General features: G+C 71.6%; 21 protein-coding genes and 1 pseudogene. 16 read left to right on the forward strand and 6 right to left on the reverse strand.

Translation table 11 applies throughout. The features are described 5' to 3' along the window. A pseudogene (locus tag H1A17_RS21645) lies at positions 1–546 on the forward strand (FAD-binding oxidoreductase); the annotation flags it as partial. A gap of 142 nt (positions 547–688) precedes the next feature. On the opposite strand, the gene H1A17_RS21650 reads toward H1A17_RS21645, so the two are convergent. Continuing rightward, entirely contained in the window at positions 689–2752 is a 2064-nt protein-coding gene (locus H1A17_RS21650; RefSeq protein ID WP_194822754.1) for a SpoIIE family protein phosphatase, read from the reverse strand. A gap of 292 nt (positions 2753–3044) precedes the next feature. Between H1A17_RS21650 and H1A17_RS21655 the strand changes: the two genes are divergently transcribed. Together H1A17_RS21655 and H1A17_RS21660 are read left to right on the forward strand one after the other, a co-directional pair. Further along, the gene (locus H1A17_RS21655; RefSeq protein WP_145917410.1) at positions 3045–7412 is read left to right on the forward strand and encodes a HAMP domain-containing protein; all 4368 of its coding nucleotides are present in this window, start codon (positions 3045–3047) and stop codon (positions 7410–7412) included. Next, a complete protein-coding gene (locus H1A17_RS21660; RefSeq protein WP_145917411.1) occupies positions 7409–7966 on the forward strand; it encodes a two-component system response regulator in 558 nt (185 codons plus the stop codon). Before H1A17_RS21655 ends, H1A17_RS21660 begins: the two co-directional genes overlap by 4 nt. A gap of 72 nt (positions 7967–8038) precedes the next feature. On the opposite strand, the gene H1A17_RS21665 is transcribed toward H1A17_RS21660, so the two are convergent. Beyond that, positions 8039–8545, reverse strand: a complete 507-nt coding sequence (locus H1A17_RS21665; RefSeq protein ID WP_145917412.1) for a GbsR/MarR family transcriptional regulator — start codon at positions 8543–8545, stop codon at positions 8039–8041. A gap of 96 nt (positions 8546–8641) precedes the next feature. On the opposite strand from H1A17_RS21665, the gene H1A17_RS21670 reads away from it, so the two are divergent. Beyond that, a complete protein-coding gene (locus H1A17_RS21670) occupies positions 8642–9577 on the forward strand; it encodes an ABC transporter ATP-binding protein (protein ID WP_194822755.1) in 936 nt (311 codons plus the stop codon). Next, the gene (locus H1A17_RS21675; RefSeq protein WP_194822756.1) at positions 9574–11166 is read left to right on the forward strand and encodes an ABC transporter permease; all 1593 of its coding nucleotides are present in this window, start codon (positions 9574–9576) and stop codon (positions 11164–11166) included. The genes H1A17_RS21670 and H1A17_RS21675 overlap by 4 nt, the downstream gene beginning before the upstream one ends. A 4-nt stretch (positions 11167–11170) precedes the next feature. Here H1A17_RS21675 and H1A17_RS21680 read toward each other — a convergent pair whose 3' ends face one another. Next, positions 11171–11506 carry an STAS domain-containing protein gene (locus tag H1A17_RS21680; RefSeq protein ID WP_145917415.1) on the reverse strand — a complete coding sequence of 112 codons (336 nt, stop codon included), beginning with the start codon at positions 11504–11506 and terminating at the stop codon, positions 11171–11173. 158 nt (positions 11507–11664) lie between these two features. Here H1A17_RS21680 and hemL point away from each other — a divergent pair, with 158 nt between their 5' ends. Genes hemL through ccsB form a run of 6 tightly spaced genes read left to right on the forward strand, consistent with a single transcriptional unit; the run spans position 11665 to position 17698 of the window. After that, the gene (gene hemL / locus H1A17_RS21685; protein WP_145917416.1) at positions 11665–13002 is read left to right on the forward strand and encodes a glutamate-1-semialdehyde 2,1-aminomutase; all 1338 of its coding nucleotides are present in this window, start codon (positions 11665–11667) and stop codon (positions 13000–13002) included. 6 nt (positions 13003–13008) lie between these two features. After that, positions 13009–13656 (forward strand): histidine phosphatase family protein, encoded by a 648-nt coding sequence (locus tag H1A17_RS21690; RefSeq protein ID WP_088642050.1) that lies wholly within the window; start codon positions 13009–13011, stop codon positions 13654–13656. A gap of 1 nt (position 13657) precedes the next feature. Further along, a complete protein-coding gene (locus H1A17_RS21695) occupies positions 13658–14233 on the forward strand; it encodes a TlpA disulfide reductase family protein (protein ID WP_145917417.1) in 576 nt (191 codons plus the stop codon). Further along, entirely contained in the window at positions 14233–15078 is an 846-nt protein-coding gene (locus H1A17_RS21700) for a cytochrome c biogenesis CcdA family protein (RefSeq protein WP_194822757.1), read from the forward strand. The genes H1A17_RS21695 and H1A17_RS21700 overlap by 1 nt, the downstream gene beginning before the upstream one ends. Further along, positions 15078–16700, forward strand: a complete 1623-nt coding sequence (locus tag H1A17_RS21705) for a cytochrome c biogenesis protein ResB (protein ID WP_194822758.1) — start codon at positions 15078–15080, stop codon at positions 16698–16700. The genes H1A17_RS21700 and H1A17_RS21705 overlap by 1 nt, the downstream gene beginning before the upstream one ends. Next, a complete protein-coding gene (ccsB, locus tag H1A17_RS21710) occupies positions 16700–17698 on the forward strand; it encodes a c-type cytochrome biogenesis protein CcsB (protein ID WP_194822759.1) in 999 nt (332 codons plus the stop codon). Before H1A17_RS21705 ends, ccsB begins: the two co-directional genes overlap by 1 nt. Here ccsB and H1A17_RS21715 read toward each other — a convergent pair. Then, positions 17664–17885: a hypothetical protein gene (locus tag H1A17_RS21715; protein WP_145917421.1), complete on the reverse strand. Its 222-nt coding sequence runs from the start codon at positions 17883–17885 to the stop codon at positions 17664–17666. The two genes, ccsB and H1A17_RS21715, sit on opposite strands and share 35 nt — an antisense overlap. Positions 17886–18439: 554 nt before the next feature. On the opposite strand from H1A17_RS21715, the gene H1A17_RS21720 reads away from it, so the two are divergent. Together H1A17_RS21720 and H1A17_RS21725 are read left to right on the forward strand one after the other, a co-directional pair. Next, positions 18440–20017, forward strand: a complete 1578-nt coding sequence (locus H1A17_RS21720) for a ricin-type beta-trefoil lectin domain protein (RefSeq protein WP_194822760.1) — start codon at positions 18440–18442, stop codon at positions 20015–20017. Positions 20018–20237: 220 nt separating this feature from the next. After that, positions 20238–21383, forward strand: a complete 1146-nt coding sequence (locus H1A17_RS21725) for a LacI family DNA-binding transcriptional regulator (RefSeq protein WP_228543996.1) — start codon at positions 20238–20240, stop codon at positions 21381–21383. A gap of 106 nt (positions 21384–21489) precedes the next feature. Here the strand turns inward: H1A17_RS21725 and H1A17_RS21730 are convergent, their stop codons facing one another. Beyond that, complete coding sequence (locus H1A17_RS21730) at positions 21490–21966, reverse strand: MarR family winged helix-turn-helix transcriptional regulator (protein WP_145917423.1); 477 nt, start codon at positions 21964–21966, stop codon at positions 21490–21492. 63 nt (positions 21967–22029) lie between these two features. Here H1A17_RS21730 and H1A17_RS21735 point away from each other — a divergent pair, with 63 nt between their 5' ends. From H1A17_RS21735 to H1A17_RS21745, 3 genes are read left to right on the forward strand one after another with little or no spacing between them, the layout of a single operon-like run. Continuing rightward, the gene (locus H1A17_RS21735) at positions 22030–22590 is read left to right on the forward strand and encodes a carboxymuconolactone decarboxylase family protein (protein ID WP_145917424.1); all 561 of its coding nucleotides are present in this window, start codon (positions 22030–22032) and stop codon (positions 22588–22590) included. 47 nt (positions 22591–22637) lie between these two features. Next, positions 22638–22919: a hypothetical protein gene (locus H1A17_RS21740; protein ID WP_145917425.1), complete on the forward strand. Its 282-nt coding sequence runs from the start codon at positions 22638–22640 to the stop codon at positions 22917–22919. After that, a complete protein-coding gene (locus H1A17_RS21745) occupies positions 22916–23272 on the forward strand; it encodes a ribbon-helix-helix protein, CopG family (RefSeq protein WP_168222363.1) in 357 nt (118 codons plus the stop codon). The genes H1A17_RS21740 and H1A17_RS21745 overlap by 4 nt, the downstream gene beginning before the upstream one ends. A gap of 69 nt (positions 23273–23341) precedes the next feature. On the opposite strand, the gene H1A17_RS21750 is transcribed toward H1A17_RS21745, so the two are convergent. Further along, on the reverse strand, positions 23342–24214 hold the full coding sequence (locus tag H1A17_RS21750; RefSeq protein WP_145917427.1) for an alpha/beta fold hydrolase: 873 nt from the start codon (positions 24212–24214) through the stop codon (positions 23342–23344). Between the last annotated feature and the right edge of the window lie 72 nt (positions 24215–24286).

The raw sequence follows: 24286 nt of genomic DNA on the forward strand, positions 1-24286 counted from the left end.
CCCGCGATGGCCGGCCGCCGGGCCGCCCCGCCGCCTCCCCGGGGCAGCGCCGGTGAGCTGTCCGTGCTGCTGGAGGGCGGCCGGTCCGAGGTGGCCGAGCGGGCCGACCGCCTGCTGGCCCTGCTCGGTGCCACGGCCAGCCTCGCCCCGGACGCCCCGGCCTGGTGGCGGCGTTACCCGTTCGCCCCGGGCGACACCGCGCTGCGGGTCGAGGCCCCGGCCGCCGACCTGCACGCCGCCGTCTACGCGCTGCGCGACGCCGCCGGCACGCCGCAGTCGGTACGCGGCTCCGCCGGGCTGGGCGTGGTGCACGCCGCGCTGCCCGGGTCGCTTCCGGTCGACCGGGTGGCCGGCATCCTCGCCGCCGTCCGTGGGGTGCTCCTCACCCGCCGGGGCCGGTGCGTGGTGGTCGCCGCGCCTGCGGCGGTGCGTCGTGAGGTCGACGTGTGGGGTGAGGCGGCGGTGATTCCCCGGCTGCGCGAGGCGAAGGAACACCTCGACCCGCACCGCCGGCTCGCCCCCGGCCGCCTCCCCGGCGGCCTCTGACCAGCCCCCGCACCCCAGCCCCCATACGCCAGCCCCCCGCGCGCCGGGCCGCAGTGATCGACTCGTTGTCCGCCCAACTGCGGTATCCGACGCGCACGACACCACTGTTGAGGCGAAATAGAGTGGATCAAGAAGTCGGCGCTCAGAGGGCGTCGTTGCGCAGCACCAGGATGGCGATGTCGTCGCGGGGCGACTCGACCGAGAAGTTGATCGCGGCGGACCGTAGCCGGGCCGCGACCACGTCGGCGGAGTAGCCGGCCAGCGGGGCGGCGGCCTCCCGGAGCCGTTCGGTGCCGAAGAGTTCCCGGCCGCGCCGCCGCTCGGTGACCCCGTCGGTATAGAAGATCAGCGCATCGCCCGGCGCGAGCACGATCTCCGCCGCCGGGGAGGTGATCGCGTCGAGCAGACCGAGCGCCGTGCCCCCGATGCCGACGAAGTTGGCCCCACCGGTCCCGTGCAGCAGCACCGGCCGGTCGTGCCCGGCCAGGTGCAGCGAGACGTCGAGCCGGTCGCCGTCGCCGGGCCCGACCGCCGCCAGGGCCAGCGTGCAGTACCGCCCTCCACCCCGCTCGACAAGCGTGTCGTTGAGCCGGGCCAACGCCTCGGGCAGCGGCTTGCCGTCCCCGACCAGCACCCGGATCACGTCCCGGACCAGCCCGGTCACCGCCGCCGCCTGCACCCCCTTGCCGGACACGTCGCCGACCACCACCAGCCAGCGCCCGTCCGGCAGCGGCACCACGTCGTAGAAGTCGCCGCCGACCTCGGCCTCGTCGCCGGTCGGGACGTACTCGGCGGCGAAACCGATGCGCTCGACGACGGGGAGCACCGGCGGCAGCAGCGACTGCTGGAGGGTCTGCGCCACCCGACGCCGTTCGGCGTGGATGCGGGCGTTCTCGATGGCGAGGCCGGCCCGCCGGGCCACGTCCTCCAGCACCGCGACCTCGTCCGGGTCGTGCCGGTGCCGCTGGTGCCGTCCCACGGCCAGGGTGCCGAGGCGCTGGCTGCGGGCGACCAGCGGCACGGCGAAACCCTCCATCGGCCCGCCGAGCGGCACCTGCGACCCGGTCCGCGACGCCTCCCGCAGCCGGGCCTGGACCGAGTCCGGGCCGGACTCCTCAAGCACCTTGTGCAGTTGGGGCAGGACGGACTCGTCGGCGTGACTGGACGCGGCCAGCCTGAGCCGACCCCACTCGTCGGTGGTGTGCACCGCGCACCACTGGCCGAGCCGGGGCACCACCAGCTGCGGGATCAGTGCCATGGTCAGGTCGACGTCGAGCGACTGGGCGAGCAGTTCGCTGGCCTCGGCGAGGAAGGTCAGCCAGGCCGAGCGGCGGACGTCGGCCCGGCGCAGCCGGTCGTTCTCCAGATGCAGGGCGAGTCGTTCGGCGGCGAGGACGGCCAACGGCCGGGCGTACGCCGACGGTGCCGCGTCCAGCTCCAGTTCCCCGACGTACGGCCGGTGCACGGCCAGCGGCACCTGCAACAGCTCGTTGCCGGGGCGGGGCTGACGGCCGTACCGGGCCAGCACCTGCGGGCCCTCCCCCTCGCCCCGGTCCAGCCGGATCACCCCGCCGGCCGCGCCCACCATCTCGGCGACCCGGGTGAGCAGGTCGGTGGCGAACTCGGTGAGCGGTTCGTCGGCGTACGGGTCGGGGCTGGTCTGGGTGAGTTCGCTCATCGCGGCGGCGCTCGGCGCGGTGGTCGCCGGTTCGCTGTCGGCCTGCCCGGGTGGCGGGTACGGGGCGCGTGGCGCGTCGCCGTGGTCGCCGTGCCGGTCGAGCCGGAACCACACCCCCTTGCCGGTGGGCAGGTAGGTGGTGCCCCAGCGGCTGGCGAAGTGGTCGACCAGGAGCAGTCCCCGCCCCCGCGCGGAGACCTCGCCGATCTGGTCGGTGTCGTTGCGGATGCCGACGACCAGTTCGTCGACCGGCCCGGCGGCGAAGTCGGAGACGGTGACGGTCAGGCCGATCTGGTCGGCGACGACCTCGATGTCCAGTTCGGTACGGGCGTGTTCGACGGCGTTGGTGGAGAGCTCGGTGGTCAGCAGCAGCGCCTCGTTGAGCAGTTCGTCGAGGTCGGCTTCGGCGAGCACGGAGCGGACCACGGCGCGGGCGGCGGCCGGGGTTCGCCGGTCGGCGGGCAGCCGGACGCGCCGGACGTGCTCGTCCCGTCCCGCGTCTGTCCCGGCCCCCGGCTCCGCTGACACCCCCGTATCCTCTACCGCCACCGGCCGGGTGCCAAGCCGCACCACGTACCGTCACACCCGCCGCACCGATCGGTCGGTGGTGGTCACCCTCCGCCGTCGGGCCGGGCGGGGCCCGCCGGGTGGCGGTACGGGCGGGGCCGGCGGGCGGCGTGCTGGACCACGTCGGTGCGGGGCGGGGCGGACGCCGCGTCGTCGCTGGGCACGTCGTATCCGGGGGCCCGGCGACGACCCGGGCACAATGAGGGGAAGTCGGCGTGTCGGCACGCCGGGAGCCCTCCGAGTTGAGCGAGGAATGATGACCGCGAAACAGTCGGTGACGGCGGACGGGTCCGCTTCCGAGCATGACGCGCTCCTCGGTGAGCTGTCGGAGGCGCTGCGGCGGGTCGGCCGGGGCGACTTCAAGGTACGGCTGCCCCGGCGTGCGGGCGCGGCCGGTGAGGTGGCGGACGCCTTCAACGAGGTGGTGTCGCTCCAGGAGCGGCAGCACCTGGACCTGCGCCGGATCAGCCGGGTGGTGGGCCGGGACGGCCGGCTGACCGAACGCCTGGACGAGGAGGGCCTGGACGGCTCCTGGGCGGAGGGCCAGCGGGCGGTCAACTCGCTCATCGACGACCTGGGCCGGCCGACCACCGAGATCGCCCGGGTGATCATGGCGGTGGCCGACGGCGACCTCTCCCAGCACATGGAGCTGGAGATCGACGGTCGCCCGCTGCGCGGTGAGTACCTGCGGATCGGCCGGACGGTCAACACGATGGTCGGGCAGCTCTCGTCGTTCTCCAACGAGGTGACCCGGGTGGCCCGTGAGGTGGGCACCGAGGGCAAGTTGGGTGGTCAGGCGGACGTGCGGGGCGTCGCCGGCACCTGGAAGGACCTCACCGACTCGGTGAACACGATGGCGTCGAACCTGACCGGCCAGGTGCGGTCGATCTCCCAGGTGGCGACGGCGGTGGCCCGGGGCGACCTGTCGCAGAAGATCACGGTCGGGGCGCGGGGCGAGGTCGCCGAGCTGGCCGACACGATGAACTCGCTGACCGACACGCTGCGCCTGTTCGCCGAGCAGGTGACCCGGGTGGCGCGCGAGGTGGGCACCGAGGGCAAGCTCGGTGGGCAGGCCGACGTGCCGAACGTCGCGGGCACCTGGAAGGACCTCACCGACAGCGTCAACTCGATGGCGTCGAACCTGACCAGTCAGGTGCGTAACATCGCGCAGGTCTCCACGGCGGTGGCCCGGGGCGACCTGAGCCAGAAGATCACGGTGGCGGCGCAGGGTGAGATCCTGGAGCTGAAGGACACCGTGAACACGATGGTGGACCAGCTCTCGTCGTTCGCGGACGAGGTGACCCGGGTGGCCCGTGAGGTGGGCATCGAGGGCAAGCTCGGCGGCCAGGCGCAGGTACGCGGCGTCTCGGGCACCTGGCGGGACCTGACGGAGAACGTCAACCAGCTCGCCGGCAACCTGACCAGTCAGGTCCGCAACATCTCCCAGGTCTCCACGGCGGTGGCGAAGGGCGACCTGTCGCAGAAGATCACGGTGGACGCGCAGGGTGAGATCCTGGAGCTGAAGAACACCGTGAACACGATGGTCGACCAGCTCTCGTCGTTCGCCGACGAGGTGACCCGGGTGGCCCGTGAGGTGGGTACCGAGGGCAAGCTGGGCGGTCAGGCGCAGGTCAAGGGCGTGAGCGGCACCTGGCGGGACCTGACCGACAACGTGAACTCGATGGCGTCCAACCTGACGTCCCAGGTGCGTAACATCGCGTCGGTCACCACGGCGGTCGCCAAGGGTGACCTGAGTCAGAAGATCACCGTCGACGCCCGGGGTGAGATCCTGGAGCTGAAGTCCACGGTCAACACGATGGTCGACCAGCTCTCCTCGTTCGCGGACGAGGTGACCCGGGTGGCCCGTGAGGTGGGCACCGAGGGCAAGCTCGGCGGTCAGGCCCAGGTACGCGGGGTCGCCGGCACCTGGCGGGACCTCACCGACAACGTGAACTCGATGGCGTCGAACCTGACCAGTCAGGTGCGTAACATCGCGCAGGTCTCCACGGCGGTGGCGAAGGGCGACCTGTCGCAGAAGATCACGGTGGACGCGCAGGGCGAGATCCTGGAGCTGAAGAACACGGTCAACACGATGGTGGACCAGCTCTCCTCGTTCGCCGACGAGGTGACCCGGGTGGCCCGTGAGGTGGGCACCGAGGGCAAGCTCGGCGGTCAGGCCCAGGTGAAGGGCGTGTCGGGCACCTGGCGGGATCTCACCGACAACGTGAACTCGATGGCGTCGAACCTGACCAGTCAGGTGCGTAACATCGCCTCGGTGACCACGGCGGTGGCCAAGGGCGACCTCGGCCAGAAGATCACCGTGGACGCGCAGGGCGAGATCCTGGAGCTGAAGAACACCGTCAACACGATGGTGGACCAGCTCAGCTCGTTCGCCGACGAGGTGACCCGGGTGGGCCGCGAGGTCGGCATCGAGGGCAAGCTCGGCGGTCAGGCGCAGGTGAAGGGCGTCTCGGGCACCTGGCGGGACCTCACGGAGAACGTGAACCAGCTCGCCTCGACCCTGACCACCCAACTCCGGGCGATCTCCCAGGTCTCCACGTCGGTGACCCGGGGCGACCTGACCCAGCGGATCGCGGTCAAGGCGCAGGGCGAGGTCGCCGAGCTGAAGGACAACATCAACCAGATGATCGTCACCCTGCGGGAGACGACCAAGAAGAACGCCGAGCAGGGCTGGCTCGACTCCAACCTGGCCCGCATCGGTGGCCTGCTCCAGGGCCAGCGGGACCTGGGCGAGGTCTGCCGCATGATCATGATGGAGGTGACCCCGCTCGTCGACGCGCAGCTCGGTGCGTTCTTCCTGGCGGACACCTCCGAGGGGGTGATGCGGCTGCGGCTGACCGCGTCGTACGGCTATGTGGCGCGGGGGCACGACGTGACCTTCGGGCCCGGTGAGGGGCTCGTCGGTCAGGCCGCGCTCTCCCGCCGGACGATCCGGCTCAACGCGCTGCCCGACGGCCGGATCACCCTGCGCTCCGGGCTGGCCGACACGCTCCCGTCCGACCTGGTGGTGCTGCCGATCCTGTTCGAGGGCGAACTGCTCGGGGTGATCGAGTTCGCCAGCGTGGCCCGTTTCTCGGAGCTGCACCTGGCGTTCCTGGAGCGGCTGGTGCTCACCATCGGCATCGCGGTCAACACCATCCAGGCCAACCGGCGTACGGAGGAACTGCTGGCCCAGTCGCAGCGGCTGGCGCTGGAGTTGCAGGACCAGTCGGCGGAGTTGCAGCGCACCAACGCCGAGCTGGAGGACAAGGCGAAGCTGCTGAGCGAGCAGAAGGGCAACATCGAGACCAAGAACCGGGAGATCGAGCTGGCCCGGCTGGGGCTGGAGGAGAAGGCCCAGCAGCTCACCCGGGCGTCGGCGTACAAGTCGGAGTTCCTGGCGAACATGAGCCACGAGCTGCGTACGCCGCTGAACTCGCTGCTGCTGCTGGCCCGGCTGCTGGCCGAGAACCCGGAGCAGAACCTCAGCCGCAAGCAGATCGAGTTCGCCCGGACGATCCACAGCGCCGGCTCGGACCTGCTCTCGCTGATCGACGACATCCTGGACCTGTCCAAGATCGAGGCCGGCCGGATGGACGTCGAGCCGACGGAGATCCGGTTCGCCGAGATCCGCAGCTACGTGGAGCAGGCGTTCGCCCCGCAGGCCGAGGAGAAGAACCTCGACTTCCAGGTGCGGGTGGCCAAGGAGTTGCCGCCGGCGCTGGTGACCGATGCCCAGCGGTTGCAGCAGATCCTGCGCAACATGCTCTCCAACGCGGTGAAGTTCACCGACAACGGCGCGGTCACCCTGCGGATCGGCCCGGCGGCGGAGAACGTCGTCTTCGACGTGCCGGCGCTGACCAACGCCCGGCAGGTGATCGCCTTCACCGTTATCGACACCGGCATCGGCATCTCCGACGACAAGCTGAGCATCATCTTCGAGGCGTTCCAGCAGGCCGACGGCACCACCAGCCGGCGTTACGGCGGCACCGGGCTGGGCCTGTCGATCAGCCGGGACCTGGCGCGGCTGATCGGCGGCACGATCACCGTGACCTCCGCACCGGGGCAGGGCTCGACGTTCACCCTCTTCGTACCGGACGTGCTGGCGCCGGACGCGGTGGTGGCGCCGCAGTCGCCGTCGCCGCAGCGCGCGGGCCTGCCGTCGTCGCTGCTGATGCCGCCGATGGAGCTGCTGCCCGCGCCGGAGGCCCCGGCCACCCGCCAGTTGGACGGCGCAACCGTACTCATCGTCGACGACGACGTACGCAACGTGTTCGCGTTGACCAGCGCGTTGGAACTGCACGGGATGACCGTGCTGTACTCGGACAACGGCGCGGACGGTGTTCGCGTGCTGGCCGAGCATCCGGAGGTGGACATCGTACTGATGGACGCCATGATGCCCGACCAGGACGGTTACGAGACGACCCGGCAGATCCGCCGTAACCACCGCTTCGCGGACCTGCCGATCGTCTTCCTCACCGCGAAGGCGATGCCCGGCGACCGGGAGTCGGCGCTGGCTGCCGGGGGTAGCGACTACATCACCAAGCCGGTGGACCTGGACGGGCTGATCGAGCGGATGGCGTCCTGGATCAGTGGCCGCCGAGACAGGGAGAATTCGTGACGCAGACGGCCAAGGCGCTGCTGGTCGACGACCGTCGGGAGAACCTGATGGCCCTGGAGGCGATCCTCCAGGGGCTCCCGGTCCAGTCGGTGGCCGTGGAGAGCGGTGAGGCGGCGCTGAAGCAACTGCTGGTGGACGACTTCGCGGTCATCCTGCTGGACGCCCAGATGCCCGACATGGACGGTTTCGAGACGGCCAGTCACATCAAGCGCCGGGAACGGACCCGGCACGTGCCGATCATCTTCCTCACCGCCGCGGACCGGGACGCCCAGTTGGCGCTGCGCGGCTACGCGGTCGGGGCGGTCGACTACCTGACCAAGCCGTTCGACCCGTGGGTGCTGCGGGCCAAGGTGTCGGTGTTCGTGGAGTTGTGGGTGAAGACCCGGCAGTTGGCGGCGCAGTCCGACGTGGTGCGTGAGCGCGACGCCCAGTGGCGGGTGCTCACCGACGCGGTGGACGAGGCGAGCGCCCTGCTCCGGGTCGAGGACGACCCGGAGGCCCGGCAGCGTGCCCTGGACATCCTGGAACAGGCCCGCTGGGGCAACACCGCCTGACCGACGGGCCGCCGGCGGGCGGGCGACGGGCCGGCCCGCTGGCGGATGGGGTCCGGTGGGGTGGCGACGTGATCAGGTGGGCGGCCGGTCGGCGTGGCCGGTGGCGGCCCGGCGGACCCGCCAGCGCTCGCCGAGGGAGTCGATCTCCTCCTGGATGAAGATGAAGAAGTCGCGCATCTCGGCCACCCGCTCGCCGCCCGGGGTGCCCGGACCGCCCAGCGCGTCGACGCCCGCGGCGGCGATGTCGATGAAGTTCTTGTAGAGGCCGGTCTTGGTGATGGTCCCCTCGTACCAGGGGTTGTCCGGCACCCGGTAGCGGTCCCGGCGGGAGCGGGGGACCGGCTCGCGGACCAGCATCCCGAACTGGGTCAGGTAGCGCACCGCGCCCGAGACGGCCGCCGCGCTGACCCCCAGCCGCTCGCCGATCTCGGCGGCGGTCAGCGGCCCGTCGGCGCTCATCACGGCGAACAGGACCCGGGCGGCCATCCGGGGGAAGCCGACGTCCGCGAAGGCCATCGCCATCCGTTCGACGAAGAGGTGGACCTCGTCGTCGTGGCCGGGTTGACGGTCGTCAGACATCGGATCGCTGCTCCTCGGGGTGTCGGTGGTGCTGGCGATGGTGCCGCACCGACCACAGGCTTCACAACTTTGTGAAACGAGCGTAGCTTCCGAATTATGGAAACTCCGATAGCGGTGACCGGTCTGGTGAAGACCTTCGGCCGCACCCGGGCACTCGACGGGCTCGACCTGACCGTCCGGGCCGGCGAGGTGCACGGCTTCCTCGGCCCGAACGGCGCCGGCAAGTCGACCGCCATCCGGGTGCTGCTCGGGCTGCTCCGGGCGGACGCGGGGGCCGTCCGACTGCTCGACGGCGACCCGTGGCGCGACGCCGTCGCACTGCACCGCCGCCTGGCGTACGTGCCGGGTGACGTCACCCTCTGGCCGCAGCTGTCCGGCGGCGAGGTGATCGACCTGCTCGGACGGATGCGCGGCGGGCTCGACCCGAAGCGCCGCGCCGAGCTGCTGGAGTCGTTCGAGCTGGACCCCCGCAAGAAGGGGCGCACCTACTCCAAGGGCAACCGGCAGAAGGTCGGCCTGGTCGCCGCGCTCGCCTCCGACGTCGAACTGCTCATCCTCGACGAACCCACCTCCGGGCTGGACCCGCTGATGGAGGAGGTGTTCCAGCACTGGATCGACCGGGCCCGGCGCGACGGCCGCACCGTGCTGCTGTCCAGCCACATCCTCGCCGAGGTGGAGGCGCTCTGCGACCGGGTGACGATCATCCGCAACGGGCGTCACGTCGAGACCGGCACCCTGACCGAGCTGCGCCACCTGCACCGCACCGCGATCGACGCCGAACTGGCCGGCCCGGTCGACGGCCTGGCCGACCTGCCCGGCGTGCACGACCTGCGGGTCGACGGCGAGCGGGTCCGCTTCGACGTCGACACCGTCGCGCTCGACACCGCGCTGCGCCGGCTCACCGAGATCGGCGTGCGCAGCCTGGTCAGCCAGCCGCCGACGCTGGAGGAACTGTTCCTGCGCCACTACGAGACGCCCCCGGCCCCCGCCGCCGCGTCGGGCGGCGACCGGCCGACGGGGGCACGGCGATGAGCACCCTCACCGGCACCGGTCACCTGACCCGGCTGATCCTGCGCCGGGACCGGATCGTCCTGCCGCTCTGGGTGCTGCCGCTGGCCGTCCTGCCGGTGTCGTACGCGGGCAGCTTCCTCGCGCTGTTCCCGACCGCCGCCGAGCGGGCCGCGTACGCCGACGGCACCGCCCGCAGCCCGTCGGTGGTGGCGCTGCTCGGCCCGGTCTACGGCGACAGCGTCGGCGCGCTGACGGCCCAGCGGGGCGGCTTCCTCCAGGTGATCGTCGGACTGGCCGCCCTGCTCACCGTCATCCGGCACACCCGCACCGAGGAGGAGGCCGGCCGGCGGGAACTGCTCGGCGCGACCGTCCTCGGCCGGCACGCCGGGCTCACCGCCGCGCTGCTGGTGACGTACGCGGCCAGCCTGGTGCTCGGTCTGCTCACCGCCGCCGGGCTGGCCGCGACCGGGCTGCCGGCGGCGGGCTCGCTGGCGTACGGGCTGTCGGTGGCGCTGGTGGGGGTGGTCTTCGCCACGGTGGGCGGGTTGGCCGCCCAGCTCACCCAGACGGCCGGTGGGGCACGCGGGATCGCCGTCGGGGTGCTCGGGGTGACGTTCGCGCTCCGGCTGGTCGGGGACACCTCGCGGCAGGAGTGGCCGAGCTGGTTCTCCCCGCTGGGCTGGGCCCCGCGCATCCGCGCGTACGAGGGGGAGCGGTGGTGGGTGCTGGCGCTGCCGGTCGCGTTGACCGTGCTGCTGGCCGTGGTGACGTACCCGGTGTCGGTGCGGCGGGATCTCGGTGCCGGCGTGCTGCCGTCGCGGCCGGGACCGGCGCGGGCCGGGCGGGCACTGTCCGGGCCGTTCGGGCTGGCCTGGCGGCTGCACCGGGGGCAACTGCTGGGCTGGTCGGTGGGCTTCGGCCTGCTCGGGCTGGTCGTCGGCGGTGCCGCCGAGTCCGCCGGCCGGTCGGTCGCCGGCAACGCCGCGCTGGAACAGGTGATGGCCCGGCTGGGTGGCGCGTCGGGGCTGGCCGAGGCGTACCTGGGGGCGTCGCTGGGGGTGGCCGGGCTGGCCGCCGCCGGGTACGGCGTCCAGGCGGCGCTGCGGATGCGGTCGGAGGAGGCCGCCGGGCGGGTCGAGCCGGTGCTGGCCGCCGGGGTGCACCGGTCGGCCTGGCTCGCCGCGCACCTGCTGTTCGCCCTGCTGGGGCCGGTGGTGGCACTGGCGCTGACCGGTCTGGCGGCCGGTCTGACCTACGGGCTCAGCATCGACGACGTGCCGGGCCAACTGCCCCGGATGCTCGGTGCCGGCCTGGCGCAGGTGCCGGCGGCCTGGGTGCTGGCCGGCCTGGCGGTGCTGCTGTACGGGCTGCTGCCCCGGTTCGCCGCGACGGCCTGGGTGGTGCTCGCGCTGGCGGTGCTGCTCGGTCAGCTCGGCGCGGTGCTGGAGCTGAGCCAGTGGCTGCTGGACCTGTCGCCGTTCACGCACACCCCGCAGGTGTTGCGGGCGGGCTGGAGCGTCACCCCGCTGCTGGTCCTGACCGCGCTGGCCGGGGTGTTCTGCGCGGCCGGATTCGTGTCCTTCCGCCGCCGCGACACCCCGGTCGGCTGACCGGTCAGCCGGAGGGGGTCTCGTTACGGATCATCAGGGCGGAGCGGAGGCCGGTGATGTCGAGGACGCGGAGCAGGAAGTCGCCCACGTTGCTCAGGATCAGCAGGCACTGGGAGTGGCTGGCCTTGCGGCTGAGCACCACCAGCGTGCCCAGCCCCTGGGAGTCGCAGAAGGTCACCCCGGCCAGGTCGAGCACGATGCGCGGCGGAGGATCGGCGAGCACCTCGTTCACGACGGTCGACAGCTGGGCGGCGGTGAGCATGTCGATCTCACCGGCCAGGCGCAGCACCACTTCGTCGCCCGTCCGGTGTACCGTGATGGACAGTTCGGCACGATCCACCCGGTCAGCCTATCGCGAACCCGCCAACCCGGCCCGGTGAGACGATCCGCCGTGCGGGCGGCAGGTCCGCCGACCGGCGTCGGGTGGGGTGAGCCGGGTAACCCGGCCCCGGGGTGGCTGCGGATTCCCCGGCCGGCGCTGACACAATGGGCCGCATCGTGACCGATACCTTTTCCGCCGGCACCGGCCGTTACTCCGCCGACGCGCCGGCCTCCGAGGCCCTGTTCGACCGCGCCCGGGCCATCGTGCCGGGCGGGGTCAACTCCCCCGTGCGCGCGTTCCGTGCCGTCGGCGGCACCCCGCGCTTCATGGTCCGGGGGGAGGGTCCCTGGATGTACGACGCCGACGGGCGACGCTACGTCGACCTGGTCTGCTCGTGGGGGCCGCTGATCCTGGGCCACGCCCACCCCGAGGTGGTCGAGGCGGTCCGCGAGGCCGCCACCCTCGGCACCAGCTTCGGCACCCCCACCCCGGGTGAGGTGGAGCTGGCCGCCGAGATCGTCGACCGCACCCCGGTCGAGCAGGTCCGGCTGGTCAACTCGGGCACCGAGGCGACCATGTCGGCGATCCGGCTGGCCCGGGGCTTCACCGGCCGATCCAAGATCATCAAGTTCGCCGGCTGCTACCACGGCCACTCCGACGGGCTGCTCGCCGCCGCCGGCTCCGGCGTCGCCACCCTCGGCCTGCCCGACTCGCCAGGGGTCACCGGCGCGGCGGCCGGCGACACCATCGTGCTGCCCTACAACGACCTCACCGCCGTCGAGGCGGCGTTCGCCGCGCAGGGGCCGCACATCGCGGCGGTCATCACCGAGGCCGCCGCCGGCAACATGGGCGTCGTCGCCCCCCGCGACGGCTTCAACTCCCGGCTCGCCGCGATCGCCCACGCCCACGGCGCGCTGCTCATCGTCGACGAGGTGATGACCGGCTTCCGGGTCTCCCGCTCCGGCTGGCACGGCCTCGACCCGTCGGATGCCGACCTGTGGACGTACGGGAAGGTGATGGGGGGTGGGCTGCCCGCCGCGGCCTTCGGCGGGCGCACGGAGATCATGGCCCGGCTCGCCCCGGCCGGCCCGGTCTACCAGGCCGGCACCCTCTCCGGTAACCCGCTCGCCTGCGCCGCCGGCCTGGCCACCCTGCGGCTCGCCGACGACGCCCTCTACCGCCGGCTCGACGACACGGCCGCCGTCGTGGGCAAGCTCGCCGCCGACGCGCTGGCCGCCGCCGGGGTCCCGCACCGCCTGTCGTACGCGGGCAGCATGTTCTCGATCTTCTTCACCGACGCCGACGTGGTCGACTACGACAGCGCCCGCACCCAGCAGGTGCCCGCGTTCAAGGCGTTCTTCCACGCGATGCTCGCCGCCGGCGTCTACCTGCCGCCGAGCGCGTTCGAGTCGTGGTTCGTGTCGGCGGCGCTCGACGACGCCGCCCTGGAGCACATCGCCGCCGCCCTGCCCGGCGCGGCGACAGCAGCGGCAGCGGCAGGCAGCGGGGGGTAAACACCAATGAGCAAGACCGTCGTCCACGTGCTGCGGCACGGCGAGGTGCACAACCCGGACCAGATCCTCTACGGCCGCCTGCCCGGCTTCCGGCTGTCGGAGCTGGGCGTGCAGATGGCCAAGGCCGCCGCCCAGGCGGTCGCCGAGCGGGAGATCGTGCACGTGGTGGCCAGCCCGCTGGAACGCGCCCAGCAGACCGCCGAGCCGATCGCCGGCCAGTTCGGGCTCCCGGTCGGAGTGGACGAGCGGCTGATCGAGAGCGCCAACTGGTTCGAGGGCAAGAAGGTCTCGCCCGGTGACGGCTCGTTCCGCGACCCGCGCAACTGGTGGGTGCTGCGCGACCCGGTGACGCCGAGCTGGGGCGAGGCCTACCGGGCCATCGCCGAGCGGATGTTCGCCGGCCTGCACGCCGCCCGGGTGGCCGCCGAGGGGCGCGAGGCGGTCATCGTCTCCCACCAGCTCCCGATCTGGACGCTGCGCCGATACGTCGAACGCAAGCGGCTCTGGCACGACCCGCGTCGCCGGCAGTGTGGGCTGGCCAGCCTCACCTCCTTCCACTTCGACGGGGCGAAGGTGGTCGGGATCGGGTACTCCGAACCGGCCGCCCACCTGATCGCCATGTCCGCGACAGCCCGGACGGCCAAGGGGGCCTGAGATGCGTTTCCGGAGGCCGCTGGCCGTCCTGCTCGCCGCCGTCACCGCCGGGGCGGCGCTGGCCGGCTGCTCCTCCGGCACCGACGAGAGCCGCTGCGCCAACAACGGCGGCATCGTCGAGTGCGCCCCCGAGCAACGCTCCGCCGCCCCGACGATCGCCGGTGACCTGCTCACCGGCGGCCGGTACGACACCTCCCAGGCCCGGGGCCAGGTAGTGGTGATCAACTTCTGGGGTTCCTGGTGCGCGCCCTGCCGCGCCGAGGCCGACGACCTGGAGGCGACCTACCAGGCCACCAAGGCCGCCGGGGTGACCTTCCTCGGCATCAACGTGCAGGACAGCCGGGACAAGGCGATCGCCTTCGAGGAGGGCCGGGTCACCTATCCGAGCCTGTTCGACCCGGCCAGCCGGCTGGCGCTGGCCCTGGACATCCCGCCGAACACCATCCCGGCCACCGTCGTGCTCGACCGGCAGGGCCGGATCGCCACCGTGATCCGGGCCGCCGTCACCACCGACGGGCTGCGCCCGATCGTCGAGCGGATCGCCGCCGAAGAGCCGGCGTCCACCGGTTCCCGCTGATGGGCGAGACGTTCCGCGAACTCGCCCAGTCCGGCCCGCTGCTGCTGGCCATCGGCGCGGCGGCGCTCGCCGGGCTGGTCAGCTTCCTGTCCCCGTGCGTGCTGCCGCTGATGCCCGGCTACCTGTCGTACGTGACCGGGCTGGCCGGCACCGACCTGGAGGGCCGCGCCCGGCCGACCACCCCGGCCGGCGGGGCGGCCTCCGACGGCGGCCCTGACGGCACGGTGGCGACGGCGACCCGGGCGGAGGCCCGGCCGGTGGCGGCGGTCAAGGGGCGGGTGCTGGCCGGGACGCTGCTGTTCATCGCCGGCTTCACCGTCGTCTTCACCGCCACCGCGATCCTCTTCGCCGGCTTCGGCCGGATCTTCTTCGACTACGAGCGCACCTTCCAGGTCGTCATCGGCGCGCTGATCGTCCTGCTCGGGCTCAGCTACCTGGGGGTGCTCCCCGGCATGCAGCGGGAACTGCGCATCCGTCGGTTGCCCGCCGCCGGGCTGCTCGGCGCGCCGGTGCTCGGCGCGGTGTTCGCGCTGAGCTGGATGCCGTGCACCGGCCCGACGCTCGGCGCGGTGCTGGGGATGGCCGCCACCGGCGGGCAGACCGACCGGGCCGTGGTGCTGGCGGTGGCGTACTGCCTGGGGTTGGGGTTGCCGTTCGTGGTCTTCGGGTTGGGCTTCCACCGGCTGCTCGGGGTGTTCCGGGCGGTGCGGCGCAACAGCCGGTGGGTGACCCGGATCGGCGGGGTGCTGCTGATCCTGATCGGCCTGGCGCTGGTCACCGGCGGCTGGCAGAACTTCGTGATCTGGTTGCAGACGACCGTGGGGCCCGGCGAGGTGAGCATCTGATGACGACCGTCGAGGACCGGCCGGCCAGCCCTCCCGCCGAGGCACCCCGCCGAAGGCCGAACCCGCTGCTGGCCCTGCTGCGCAACTCGTGGCGGCAGCTCACCAGCATGCGTACCGCGCTGATCCTGCTGTTCCTGCTCGCGGTCGCCGCGATTCCCGGCTCGGTGCTGCCGCAGCGCGGGGTCAACCCGGAGAACGTCGACAGGTACTTCGTCGAGCACCCGGAACTCGCCCCGCAGCTCGACCGGATCGGCGCGTTCGAGGTGTTCGGCTCGGTCTGGTTCTCCGCCATCTACCTGCTGCTGTTCACCTCGTTGGTGGGCTGCATCCTGCCCCGGATGCGCGACCACGTGCGGGCGTTGCGGGCCCGGCCGCCGGCCGCGCCCAAGCGGATGGACCGGCTGCCGCAGCACACCGTGCTGGAGGCGCCGGGGGCCGCCGACCCGCAGGCCATCGCCGCCGTGCTGCGTCGCCGCCGGTGGCGGGTGCAGGTGCGCGGCAACGAGGTCTCCGCCGAGAAGGGCTACCTCAAGGAGACCGGCAACCTGCTGTTCCACACCTCGCTGGTCGCCGTGCTGATCGGCGTCGCGCTCGGCTCGTGGTACGGCTGGCACGGCAACCGCCTGCTGGTCACGGGCGCGGACAACGCCTTCTGCAACACCCGCCAGCAGTACGCCGAGGCGAAGCTCGGCCCGCGCGTCGACAGCGCCGACCTGCCGTCGTTCTGCCTCACCCTGGACAACTTCGACGCCCGGTTCCTGCCGTCCGGGCAGCCGGAGAGCTACCGCGCCACCGTGACCGTGGACCGGCCGGACGGCTCCGACCGGCGGACCGCCGACTTCTCGGTCAACTCGCCGCTGCGGCTCGGCTCGGCCAACGTCTACCTGCTGGGCCACGGGTACGCCCCGATCCTGAGGTACACCGACCGGTACGGCCGCAGCCAGACCAGCACGGTGCCGTTTCTGACCAGCGGCGACGCCAACCTCACCAGCGAGGGGGTGGCTGCCTTCCCGGACGCCAACGTCGACCCGGCGACCGGCCGCCGGGACGCCAACCAGCAGGTCGCCTTCGAGGGGCTGTACCTGCCGACCGCCCCGGACACCGGGCCGTTCGCGTCGTCGCGGTTCCCCGAGGAGCGCAACCCGGCCGTGGTGCTGGCCGCCTACCGGGGCAACCTGGGGTTGGACGCCGGCATCCCCGGCTCGGTCTACCAGCTCGACCAGCGGCAGGTGACCAACGGCAAGCTCAAGCAGGTGGGCGACAAGAAGCTCGCCCCGGGCGAGACGTGGACCCTGGACGACGGCAGCAAGCTGGAGTTCCTCGGCACCAAGCGGTACGTCACCCTCTCCGTCCGGCACGACCCGGGCGAGGAGCTGATGCTGGGCGCCTGCGTGGTGCTGCTGGTCGGGCTGATGGGTTCGCTGTTCGGCCGCCGTCGGCGGGTCTGGTTCCGGGTGACGCCCCCCGACAGTGGATCTCCGACGGGCGGTAGTAGTTTGGTGTCGGCCGGTGGGCTGCCGCGCACCGAGCATCCAGGGTTCGCCGAGGAGTTCGCGCAACTCGTCGCCGCGGTACGCGACGACGGGCGGCCCGACCGGCGGGCGCGAGAGGGAGTCGAGTGATGTCCGCAGTCTCCGACCAGTTGGTGACGTTCGCGATCCTGGTGTACCTGATCGCGATGATCAGCCACGCCGTCGAGTACGCCCTGGGCAACGTCCGTGCGGTGTCGGCCCGGGTCGCCCCGGCGCGGGAACTGGTCGGCGCGGGTGTCGGTGGCGCGGGTGTCGACAAGGTCGACGGGCCGGTGGCCGACGCCCCCGGGACCACGCCGCCGTCGGCCCGGCCGAGCCGGTCGGCGGGGCGGGCCAGGCTGGCCGGGCGGATCGCCGCCGGGCTGACCGTGGTCGCCGCCGCGCTGCACCTCGGCGCGCTGGTCACCCGGGGCATCGCGGCCGACCGGATGCCCTGGGGCAACATGTACGAGTTCGTGCTGACGGTCACCTGGATCGGGACCGCCGCCTGGCTCGTGGTGCTCTGGAAGCGGCCGTCACTGCGCCGGCTCGGGCTGTTCCTCACCCTGGTCATGGTGCTGCTGCTGGCCTTCGCCGAGCTGAAGCTCTACGTCCCGGTGGTGCCGCTGATGCCGGCGCTCCAGTCGTACTGGTTCATCATCCACGTGTCGACGATCGTCTTCTCCTCGGGCATCTTCCTGCTGGGCGTGGTGCCGGCGGTGTCGTTCCTGCTGCGCAACGGCTACGAGCAGGGGCGGCGCAGTTTCCCGTACACGCTGGCCCGGCGGCTGCCCGGGGCGGCCGACCTGGAGCGGCTGACGTTCGCGCTGCACGCCTTCTCGTTCCCGATCTTCACCTTCGCGGTGATCGCGGGCGCGATCTGGGCCGAGGCGGCCTGGGGCCGGGCCTGGGGCTGGGACCCGAAGGAGACCTGGGCGTTCATCTCCTGGGTGGTCTACGCCGGCTACCTGCACGCCCGCGCCACGCCCAGCGTCCGGCGCAACGTGGCGACCTGGATCGCGGTGCTCGGCTTCCTGACCGTGCTGATGAACCTGTTCGGGGTGAACTTCTTCTTCACCGGCCTGCACTCGTACGCCGGGGTGGAGTGAGCCGGCCGGTGAGCACCCGGTCGACGCCCAGGGTCACCTGGTAGGCGACCTCCGGCACGTCGGCCAGGTCGAGGTGCTCGGCCCGCAGGGCGAGCTGGGCGTGCAGCTCCCGGGCCACCGCGTCGCGGATCTCCCGCAGCAGCGGGGAGAGGCCGTCGGGATCGCCCACCGTGTACGCGTCGTCCATGCGCCCCATCCTCCACCGGAGGACCAGGTGTGTCGATGCCCCTTGGCCTGCGAACGTCTCCCCCTCCCGAAGCCGGTCAGCGGTACCGACCGCCAGCGGTAGTCGGTGGTCGTGATGCCCTCCAACTGGCCGACACCTTGACGCCCCATAAGGCTGGTGACATCATCGCCGAGCGATGTTTGCGTAAACAATTTAGAGCTTAAATCGGACATCAGCTTCGATTGCGGCGTCCGGATGGGCCGCGCTTCTTGTCGATGTTTACGTAAACATCGACAAGGGTGACGCGGTCGACGTTGGCGGCCGGCGGGGGAGACGCCTTGACCCCTGGCCCACCCGCCTGGGAGGAGAGACTCTCCATGAGGAAGCCGGACAGGCGCATCGCCTGGGTGCTCGTACCCCCTTGATGGCGACGCACCCTACGAGGACAACGACCAGCCGCTGGACACCAACTCGCCCGGCTGACAGTTCCCTGAACTCCGCCGTACCGCCACCTGGTCACTCCCGACGCGGCGGACCCGGACGAGAACCTCGTTCCCCCGCTATTGGAGCCGCACATGTTCCCGAAGCAGACAGGCGTCAGATCCGGCGCCGCCCCGCTTTCCCGTCCTTTCCCCCTCCTTGTCCTGCTCCTGCTGCTCGCCCTGGTCGCGGCGGTCGGCACGGTCCTCCTCCCCACGGTGAGCGAGGCCATCACCCGCTCCTCGCAGACCATGTACACCCCGCCGCCCGGCACCCCCGCCCCCGGCACGCTCTACCCCAGGGGGATACGGCTGGAGCACAGCGGGTCGGCCAACGGCACCATGCTCGCCACCTTCGAGCAGTACACCACCGGCAAGCCCGTCTTCCCGATCTACCGCAGCACCGACACCGGCAACACCTGGACCAAGATCTCGGAAGTCGCCGACACGCAGAACGGCTGGGGCATGCGCTGGCAGCCACAGCTGTTCGAACTGCCCACCGCGATCGGCAACTTCCCCGCCGGGACCATCCTGGCCGCCGGCGACTCCGTCCCCAGTAACCGCTCCGGGTTCAAGATCGACATGTACGCCAGCACGAACCAAGGGCAGACCTGGACCTTCGTCAAGAACATCGCCAACGGTGCGGGCAGACCGGTCTGGGAACCCTTCTTCCTGGTCAACGGCAACAGACTCATCGTCTACTACTCCGACGAGCGAGACAGCAGCCACAGCCAGAAGCTGGTGCACCAGGTCAGCACGGACGGCATCAACTGGGGCCCCGTCGTCGACGACGTGGCGACCTCCACCCAGAGCGACCGGCCCGGCATGTCGACAGTTGCGAAGCTGCCGAACGGCAACTACGTGATGACGTACGAGTACGGGGGCTCGCCGGCGGGAAACCTCGCGGTCTATTACAAGATCTCCTCCAACCCCGAGGCGTTCGGCTCAGTCACCGGCCAGGTCCTGAGGTCGACCGACGGCCACACCGCCTTCTGGAACCCGTACATCACCTGGCTTCCCACCGGCGGCTCCAACGGCACCCTCGTCGTCAGTGCGCAAAGCACAACCGACGTGTTCGTCAACACCCAGGGCGGTGCCGCGAACGCCTGGACCCGTGTCGATTCCAAGGTCGCCGGCGGCTACAGCCGCGGCATGGTTCCGCTGGCCGACGGCCACAGCCTGGTGGTGCTCAGCGGCGGCTACAACGGCAGCACCGTCAACTCCGTCACGTACAGCACCATCGACCTGGGCGGCGTCGTGCCGACAACGCCGGTCCCGTCCACGGGGACAACGACGGCGAGGCTGATCGGCGCTCAGTCGGGTCGTTGCCTCGACGTGCCGAACAGCAACTCCGCAAACGGGACCAGGCCGGCGCTCTGGGACTGCCACACCGGGGCTAACCAGCAGTGGACGTACAACGCCTCCACCCGCCAGTTGCAGTCGCTCGGCAAGTGCCTGGACGTCTCCGGCCAGAGCACGACGCCGGGCGCCACGGCGGTCCTCTGGGACTGCGGCAGCGGTGCCAACCAGCAGTGGACCCTCACCAACAACACCGTGGTGGGAGTCCAGTCCGGGCTGTGCCTGGACGTCGCCAACAACGCGACCGCGAACGGATCAGCGGTGAACATGTGGACCTGCAACGGAGGCGCCAACCAGCGGTGGACCCGCGGCTGACACCAACCTGACGTCGGAGGGATCCGGAACGCCTGTTCCGGATCCCTCCGACGTCTTTCTACGGGGTCGTCTCCACGACGGCGACGCCCCCGGGGCGCCAGACCGTTCGGGCCACGGGTCCTGGCATCCTCGCCGGTGTTCACGATCGGGTCGCCGTCGAGCAGTTGGAAGCTGCTGATGTTTACGTAAACATCGTCGGCGATAATGTCACCAGCCTCGGATGGCGCAAGAACCGGACAGCTGCTTTATCGTGTCGTTCAACAGCCCGCCGGGCTGCGAAAGGAGCACCGTAGCGATGATCCCAGCATCGCCGGACGGTGTGCCGCGGGCCCTCGCAGGATCGTCAGGCATCACCCGGCGTCACCGGCGCGTGTCGATGGCGGACGTGGCCCGAGCGGCCGGGGTCTCCGCGCAGACGGTATCCCGCGTCTCCACCGGCCATCCCGGGGTTGTCGCGTCCACCCGCCAACAGGTTCTCGCGGCGATGCAGCAGTTGGGCTACCGGCCCAACAGCGCGGCCCGGGCGCTGAAGAACGGCGAGTTCCGCACCATCGGCGTCATCATCTTCACACTGTCCACCACGGGAAACAGCCGGCTGCTCGAGGCGATCGCCACCCACGCCAGCCGTGCCGGTTACGTGATCACGCTCATGCCCGTGGCGACACCCACCCAGCACGGCGTGCTGGGCGCGTTCACCCGACTGGGCGAGTTGGCGGTGGACGCCGTCATCGTGGTGATGGAGGTGCATCTGCTCGACGCCGCGAATTTCGTCCTCCCGCCAGGGGTGCATGTCGTGGTCGTCGACTCCGATGCCGGCGACCGTTACAGCGTGGTGGACACCGATCAGGCCGACGGCGCGCGGCAGGCCGTCCAACACCTGCTCGACCTCGGCCACCACACCGTCTGGCACGTCGCCGGGCCGCCGGAGTCCTTCGCCGCCGGGCGTCGGGCGACGGCGTGGCGCTGCGTGCTCGAAGGGGCGGGTCGGCCCGTACCGGCGATGTACCGCGGCGACTGGTCGGCCGAATCCGGCTACCGCGCCGGCCTCCTGCTGGCAGACGAGGCGTCGTGCACCGCGGTATTCGCCGGCAACGACCAGATGGCCCTCGGCGTGCTGCGGGCGTTGCACGAGAAGCAACGGGTCGTTCCCCGCGACATCAGCGTGATCGGCTTCGACGACATCCCGGACAGCGCCTCGTTCATCCCACCGCTGACCACGATCCATCAGGACTTCGCCGAAGTAGGCCGCAGATGCGTCGACACCGCGCTGCGACAGATCCGCAACCAGCCCGTCGAGCCCGGTACCAGCCTGGTGCCGAACCGGCTGGTGACCCGGGCCAGCACGGCAGCACCGCGAACCGCCTGACCCGAACCGGGCTGCTCCTGCCGGTGCTTCCGCCCGCATCGTCGGTGCAGGAGTTGATGCGTGCCGTGTCCCGCGCCCGGATCGTCGTTGCTCGGCTCTGGAGTGGTCAGGTGCCGAACCAGCCGGGTACGTCGAGGCGGAAGGAATCCGGCGGGGTGACCGCGCGCAGGTCGTCCTCCAGGGCGGCCACCCGCTCCGCGCCGAGTCGCGCCACCCAGCGCTCCCGCAACGCGTCGAAGAGCACCGCCGACCGGCGTAGTCCGTCGACACCCTTCTCCGTCATCCGGACCAGTTTGCGGCGGGCGTCGGCCGGGTCGTCGGCGCGTTCCAGGTAGCCGAGGGTGACCAGCCGGTCGACGGTCTTGCCGGCGGCCTGCTTCGAGACGCCCAGGCGGTGCCCCAGGTCGGACGCGGTGGTGCCGTCGACCCCGACGGCCTGGAGCACGAAGCCGTGCGCCGGCCGCAGCTCCGGGTGGCCCTGCCGGGCCAACTCGGCGTGCAGCTCGTCGATGAGGCTGCGGAAGCCGGCGAGCAGCAGCAACGGCAGCACGAAGCCGGGGCGCTCGGGGTCAGCCGTCGACACGTTCGACAACCTGGTTTACTGTTTGGACAACCACGTTGACTATCGTATGTGAGAGGTGCCGCCATGTCCCGACCGGCCTTCCCCGTCCACACCCTCGACACCGCGCCCGACCCGGCCCGCACGACCATGGCCGGCGTGCACCGCCGGCTCGGCCACCTGCCCGGCGCGGTCGGCCTGATGGCCGAATCCCCGGAACTGCTCAAGGGGTTCCTGACGGCCTCCGCCACCTTCGAGGCCACCGACCTCGCACCGGTCGAGCGGGAGGTGGTGGTGCTGACGGTGGCCACCCGCAACCGGTGCCACCTCTGCGTGGCGATGCACACCGTCACCCTGCACCGGCTGGGTGCCGCCGCTGAACTGATCGCCGCGCTGCGCGACGGCACCGAGCTGCCGGAACCCCGGCTGGCGGCGCTGCGCCGGTTCACCCTCGCCGTCCTCGACCACGCCGGTGACGTCCCGGACGACGAGCTGACCGCCTTCCTCGACGCCGGCTACCGGCCCCGGCACGCCCTGGACGTGGTGCTCGGGGTCGGGACGTACACCATCTCGACCCTCGCCAACCGGCTCACCCGCGCCCCGCTCGACCCGCCCCTGACCGGTTACGCCTGGGAGCCGGCGGCCTGATCGCAGCGATCCACAGCGGACGTATTACAACGTGTTACGCTTGAGGGGTGTCGGATCGCGAGTATGTCTGGACCGACGAGGGCCTGGACAACGCCAGCCGCAACGGCGTCGGCGTGGACGAGACGACCCAGGCGCTGTACGCCCCGGCGGGCCTACGCCACGAGCGCGCTCTCGGGGATCTGCTGCTCATCATCATGGGGATGGCCGACAGTGGTCGAGTGATTGCCGCACTGTGTGACCGCATTGGTGCGACGAACACATACAAAATCATCGGGGCCCGGCCCCTACGCGGCGCAGACCTCGACGAATGGAGGAGGCGAGTCCTATGACCGAGCCGGACTTTGAGCGGATGACCAAAGACGAGGTCGTGGCCTGGTTCCAGCACACCGACAGCCTGGCGCCGGTCATCAGGTCCATGACGGCGACGCCAGCTTCCGGCACCGCACCCGAGACACCGATGGTGCTGGTCAGCACCCGGCTGCCGGTGGCGCTGGTGAAGCACCTTGACCGCCTCGCCGAGCAGACCGCGAGCCGTCGCTCCGACATCATCCGCGACGCTCTGACCAGGTACGTGACCATTCGCACCGAGCCAGTGAGCCACGACGAAGCCGAGCACGCCCTTGACGTGCTGCGTCGTGTCGTAACCGCCCGAACCGCCGAAGGCCGGGCGGACGCGGCGTAACCCTTCGGCGAGGCGCCTTCGCCGCACGTCCGACATCCGGCTCGACCTGATCTCGCCAGACCGGGGCTGTCAGTCATGCAGGAAAGGGAGCAGGAGGGCGGTCAGTTCGGCGGGGCGCTCCTCGAACAGCCAGTGGCCGCAGTCGGCGACCACCCGGCCGTCGACCATGCGGGCGTAGCGGCGTACCTGGTCGGCGACCTGTCCGCCGAGGCTGGCCGCCGCGCCGACGGCCAGCACCGGCATCGGCAGCGGATTCTCCCGGTACGCGGCGTTGTCCGCGACGTCCTGCCCGAAGGCGCGGAAGTAGCCGAAGCTGGCCCGCAGGTGGGCCGGATCGGTCAGGTGCTGGGCGTACTCCGCGATGTCGTCCGGGCTGATGCTGCCCTTGTTCACCATGATCGAGTCGGTGAAGCGGTCCACCCAGCGTGCCTCCCGGCCGGTGACCAGGTCCTCCGGCAGGCCGTTGGTGAGGCTGAAGAAGCCGAAGTTCCACACCGCCGGACCGGCGGCGGTCAGCGCGGGGAACGTGTAGATGCTCTCGTCCGGGATCGGCGCCTCGGTCAGCACCAGCCGGGACACCGCGTCGGGGTGGGCGGCGGCGTAGGCGTACGCGACCATGGTGCCCACGTCGTGACCGACCAGCCGGATGCCGTCGGCCAGGCCCAGCCCGGTCAACAGGCCGTGCAGATCGGCGGCGACGGTCAACTTGTCGTACCCGTCGGGTGGGGCGTCGCTGTCGCCGAAACCGCGCAGGTCGGGGGCGACCACCTGGTACGTCGCGGCCAGTTCCGGCAGCAGCGCCCGCCACATCCGCCAGCACTGCGGATAGCCGTGCAGCAGCACCAGGGTCGGCCCCCGGCCGCCCCGGACGTAGTTGATCGCCACGTCACCGACCTGCGCCCGCTGCTCGGTGAACCCCGCCGGAACCCGTCCGTCGCCCATCCCGCCCCCCGCCCCCGTCCCGACGTCGCCGGCTGGCACCCGCCCCACCGTCACCCGTGCAACGAGCAACTG

The sequence above is a fragment of the Micromonospora sp. S-DT3-3-22 genome, assembly GCF_015354745.1.
Taxonomy (GTDB): domain Bacteria; phylum Actinomycetota; class Actinomycetes; order Mycobacteriales; family Micromonosporaceae; genus Micromonospora; species Micromonospora wenchangensis.

Coding starts and splice junctions, on each gene's coding strand:
- H1A17_RS21750 (WP_145917427.1), bottom strand. CDS start 24,214: ATGGGCGACGGACGGGTTCCGGCGGGGTTCACCGAGCAGCGGGCGCAG.
- H1A17_RS21690 (WP_088642050.1), top strand. CDS start 13,009: ATGAGCAAGACCGTCGTCCACGTGCTGCGGCACGGCGAGGTGCACAAC.
- H1A17_RS21695 (WP_145917417.1), top strand. CDS start 13,658: ATGCGTTTCCGGAGGCCGCTGGCCGTCCTGCTCGCCGCCGTCACCGCC.
- H1A17_RS21720 (WP_194822760.1), top strand. CDS start 18,440: ATGTTCCCGAAGCAGACAGGCGTCAGATCCGGCGCCGCCCCGCTTTCC.
- ccsB (WP_194822759.1), top strand. CDS start 16,700: ATGTCCGCAGTCTCCGACCAGTTGGTGACGTTCGCGATCCTGGTGTAC.
- H1A17_RS21715 (WP_145917421.1), bottom strand. CDS start 17,885: ATGGACGACGCGTACACGGTGGGCGATCCCGACGGCCTCTCCCCGCTG.
- H1A17_RS21745 (WP_168222363.1), top strand. CDS start 22,916: ATGACCGAGCCGGACTTTGAGCGGATGACCAAAGACGAGGTCGTGGCC.
- H1A17_RS21665 (WP_145917412.1), bottom strand. CDS start 8,545: ATGTCTGACGACCGTCAACCCGGCCACGACGACGAGGTCCACCTCTTC.
- H1A17_RS21675 (WP_194822756.1), top strand. CDS start 9,574: ATGAGCACCCTCACCGGCACCGGTCACCTGACCCGGCTGATCCTGCGC.
- H1A17_RS21735 (WP_145917424.1), top strand. CDS start 22,030: ATGTCCCGACCGGCCTTCCCCGTCCACACCCTCGACACCGCGCCCGAC.
- H1A17_RS21670 (WP_194822755.1), top strand. CDS start 8,642: ATGGAAACTCCGATAGCGGTGACCGGTCTGGTGAAGACCTTCGGCCGC.
- H1A17_RS21725 (WP_228543996.1), top strand. CDS start 20,238: ATGGCGCAAGAACCGGACAGCTGCTTTATCGTGTCGTTCAACAGCCCG.
- H1A17_RS21700 (WP_194822757.1), top strand. CDS start 14,233: ATGGGCGAGACGTTCCGCGAACTCGCCCAGTCCGGCCCGCTGCTGCTG.
- H1A17_RS21655 (WP_145917410.1), top strand. CDS start 3,045: ATGATGACCGCGAAACAGTCGGTGACGGCGGACGGGTCCGCTTCCGAG.
- H1A17_RS21705 (WP_194822758.1), top strand. CDS start 15,078: ATGACGACCGTCGAGGACCGGCCGGCCAGCCCTCCCGCCGAGGCACCC.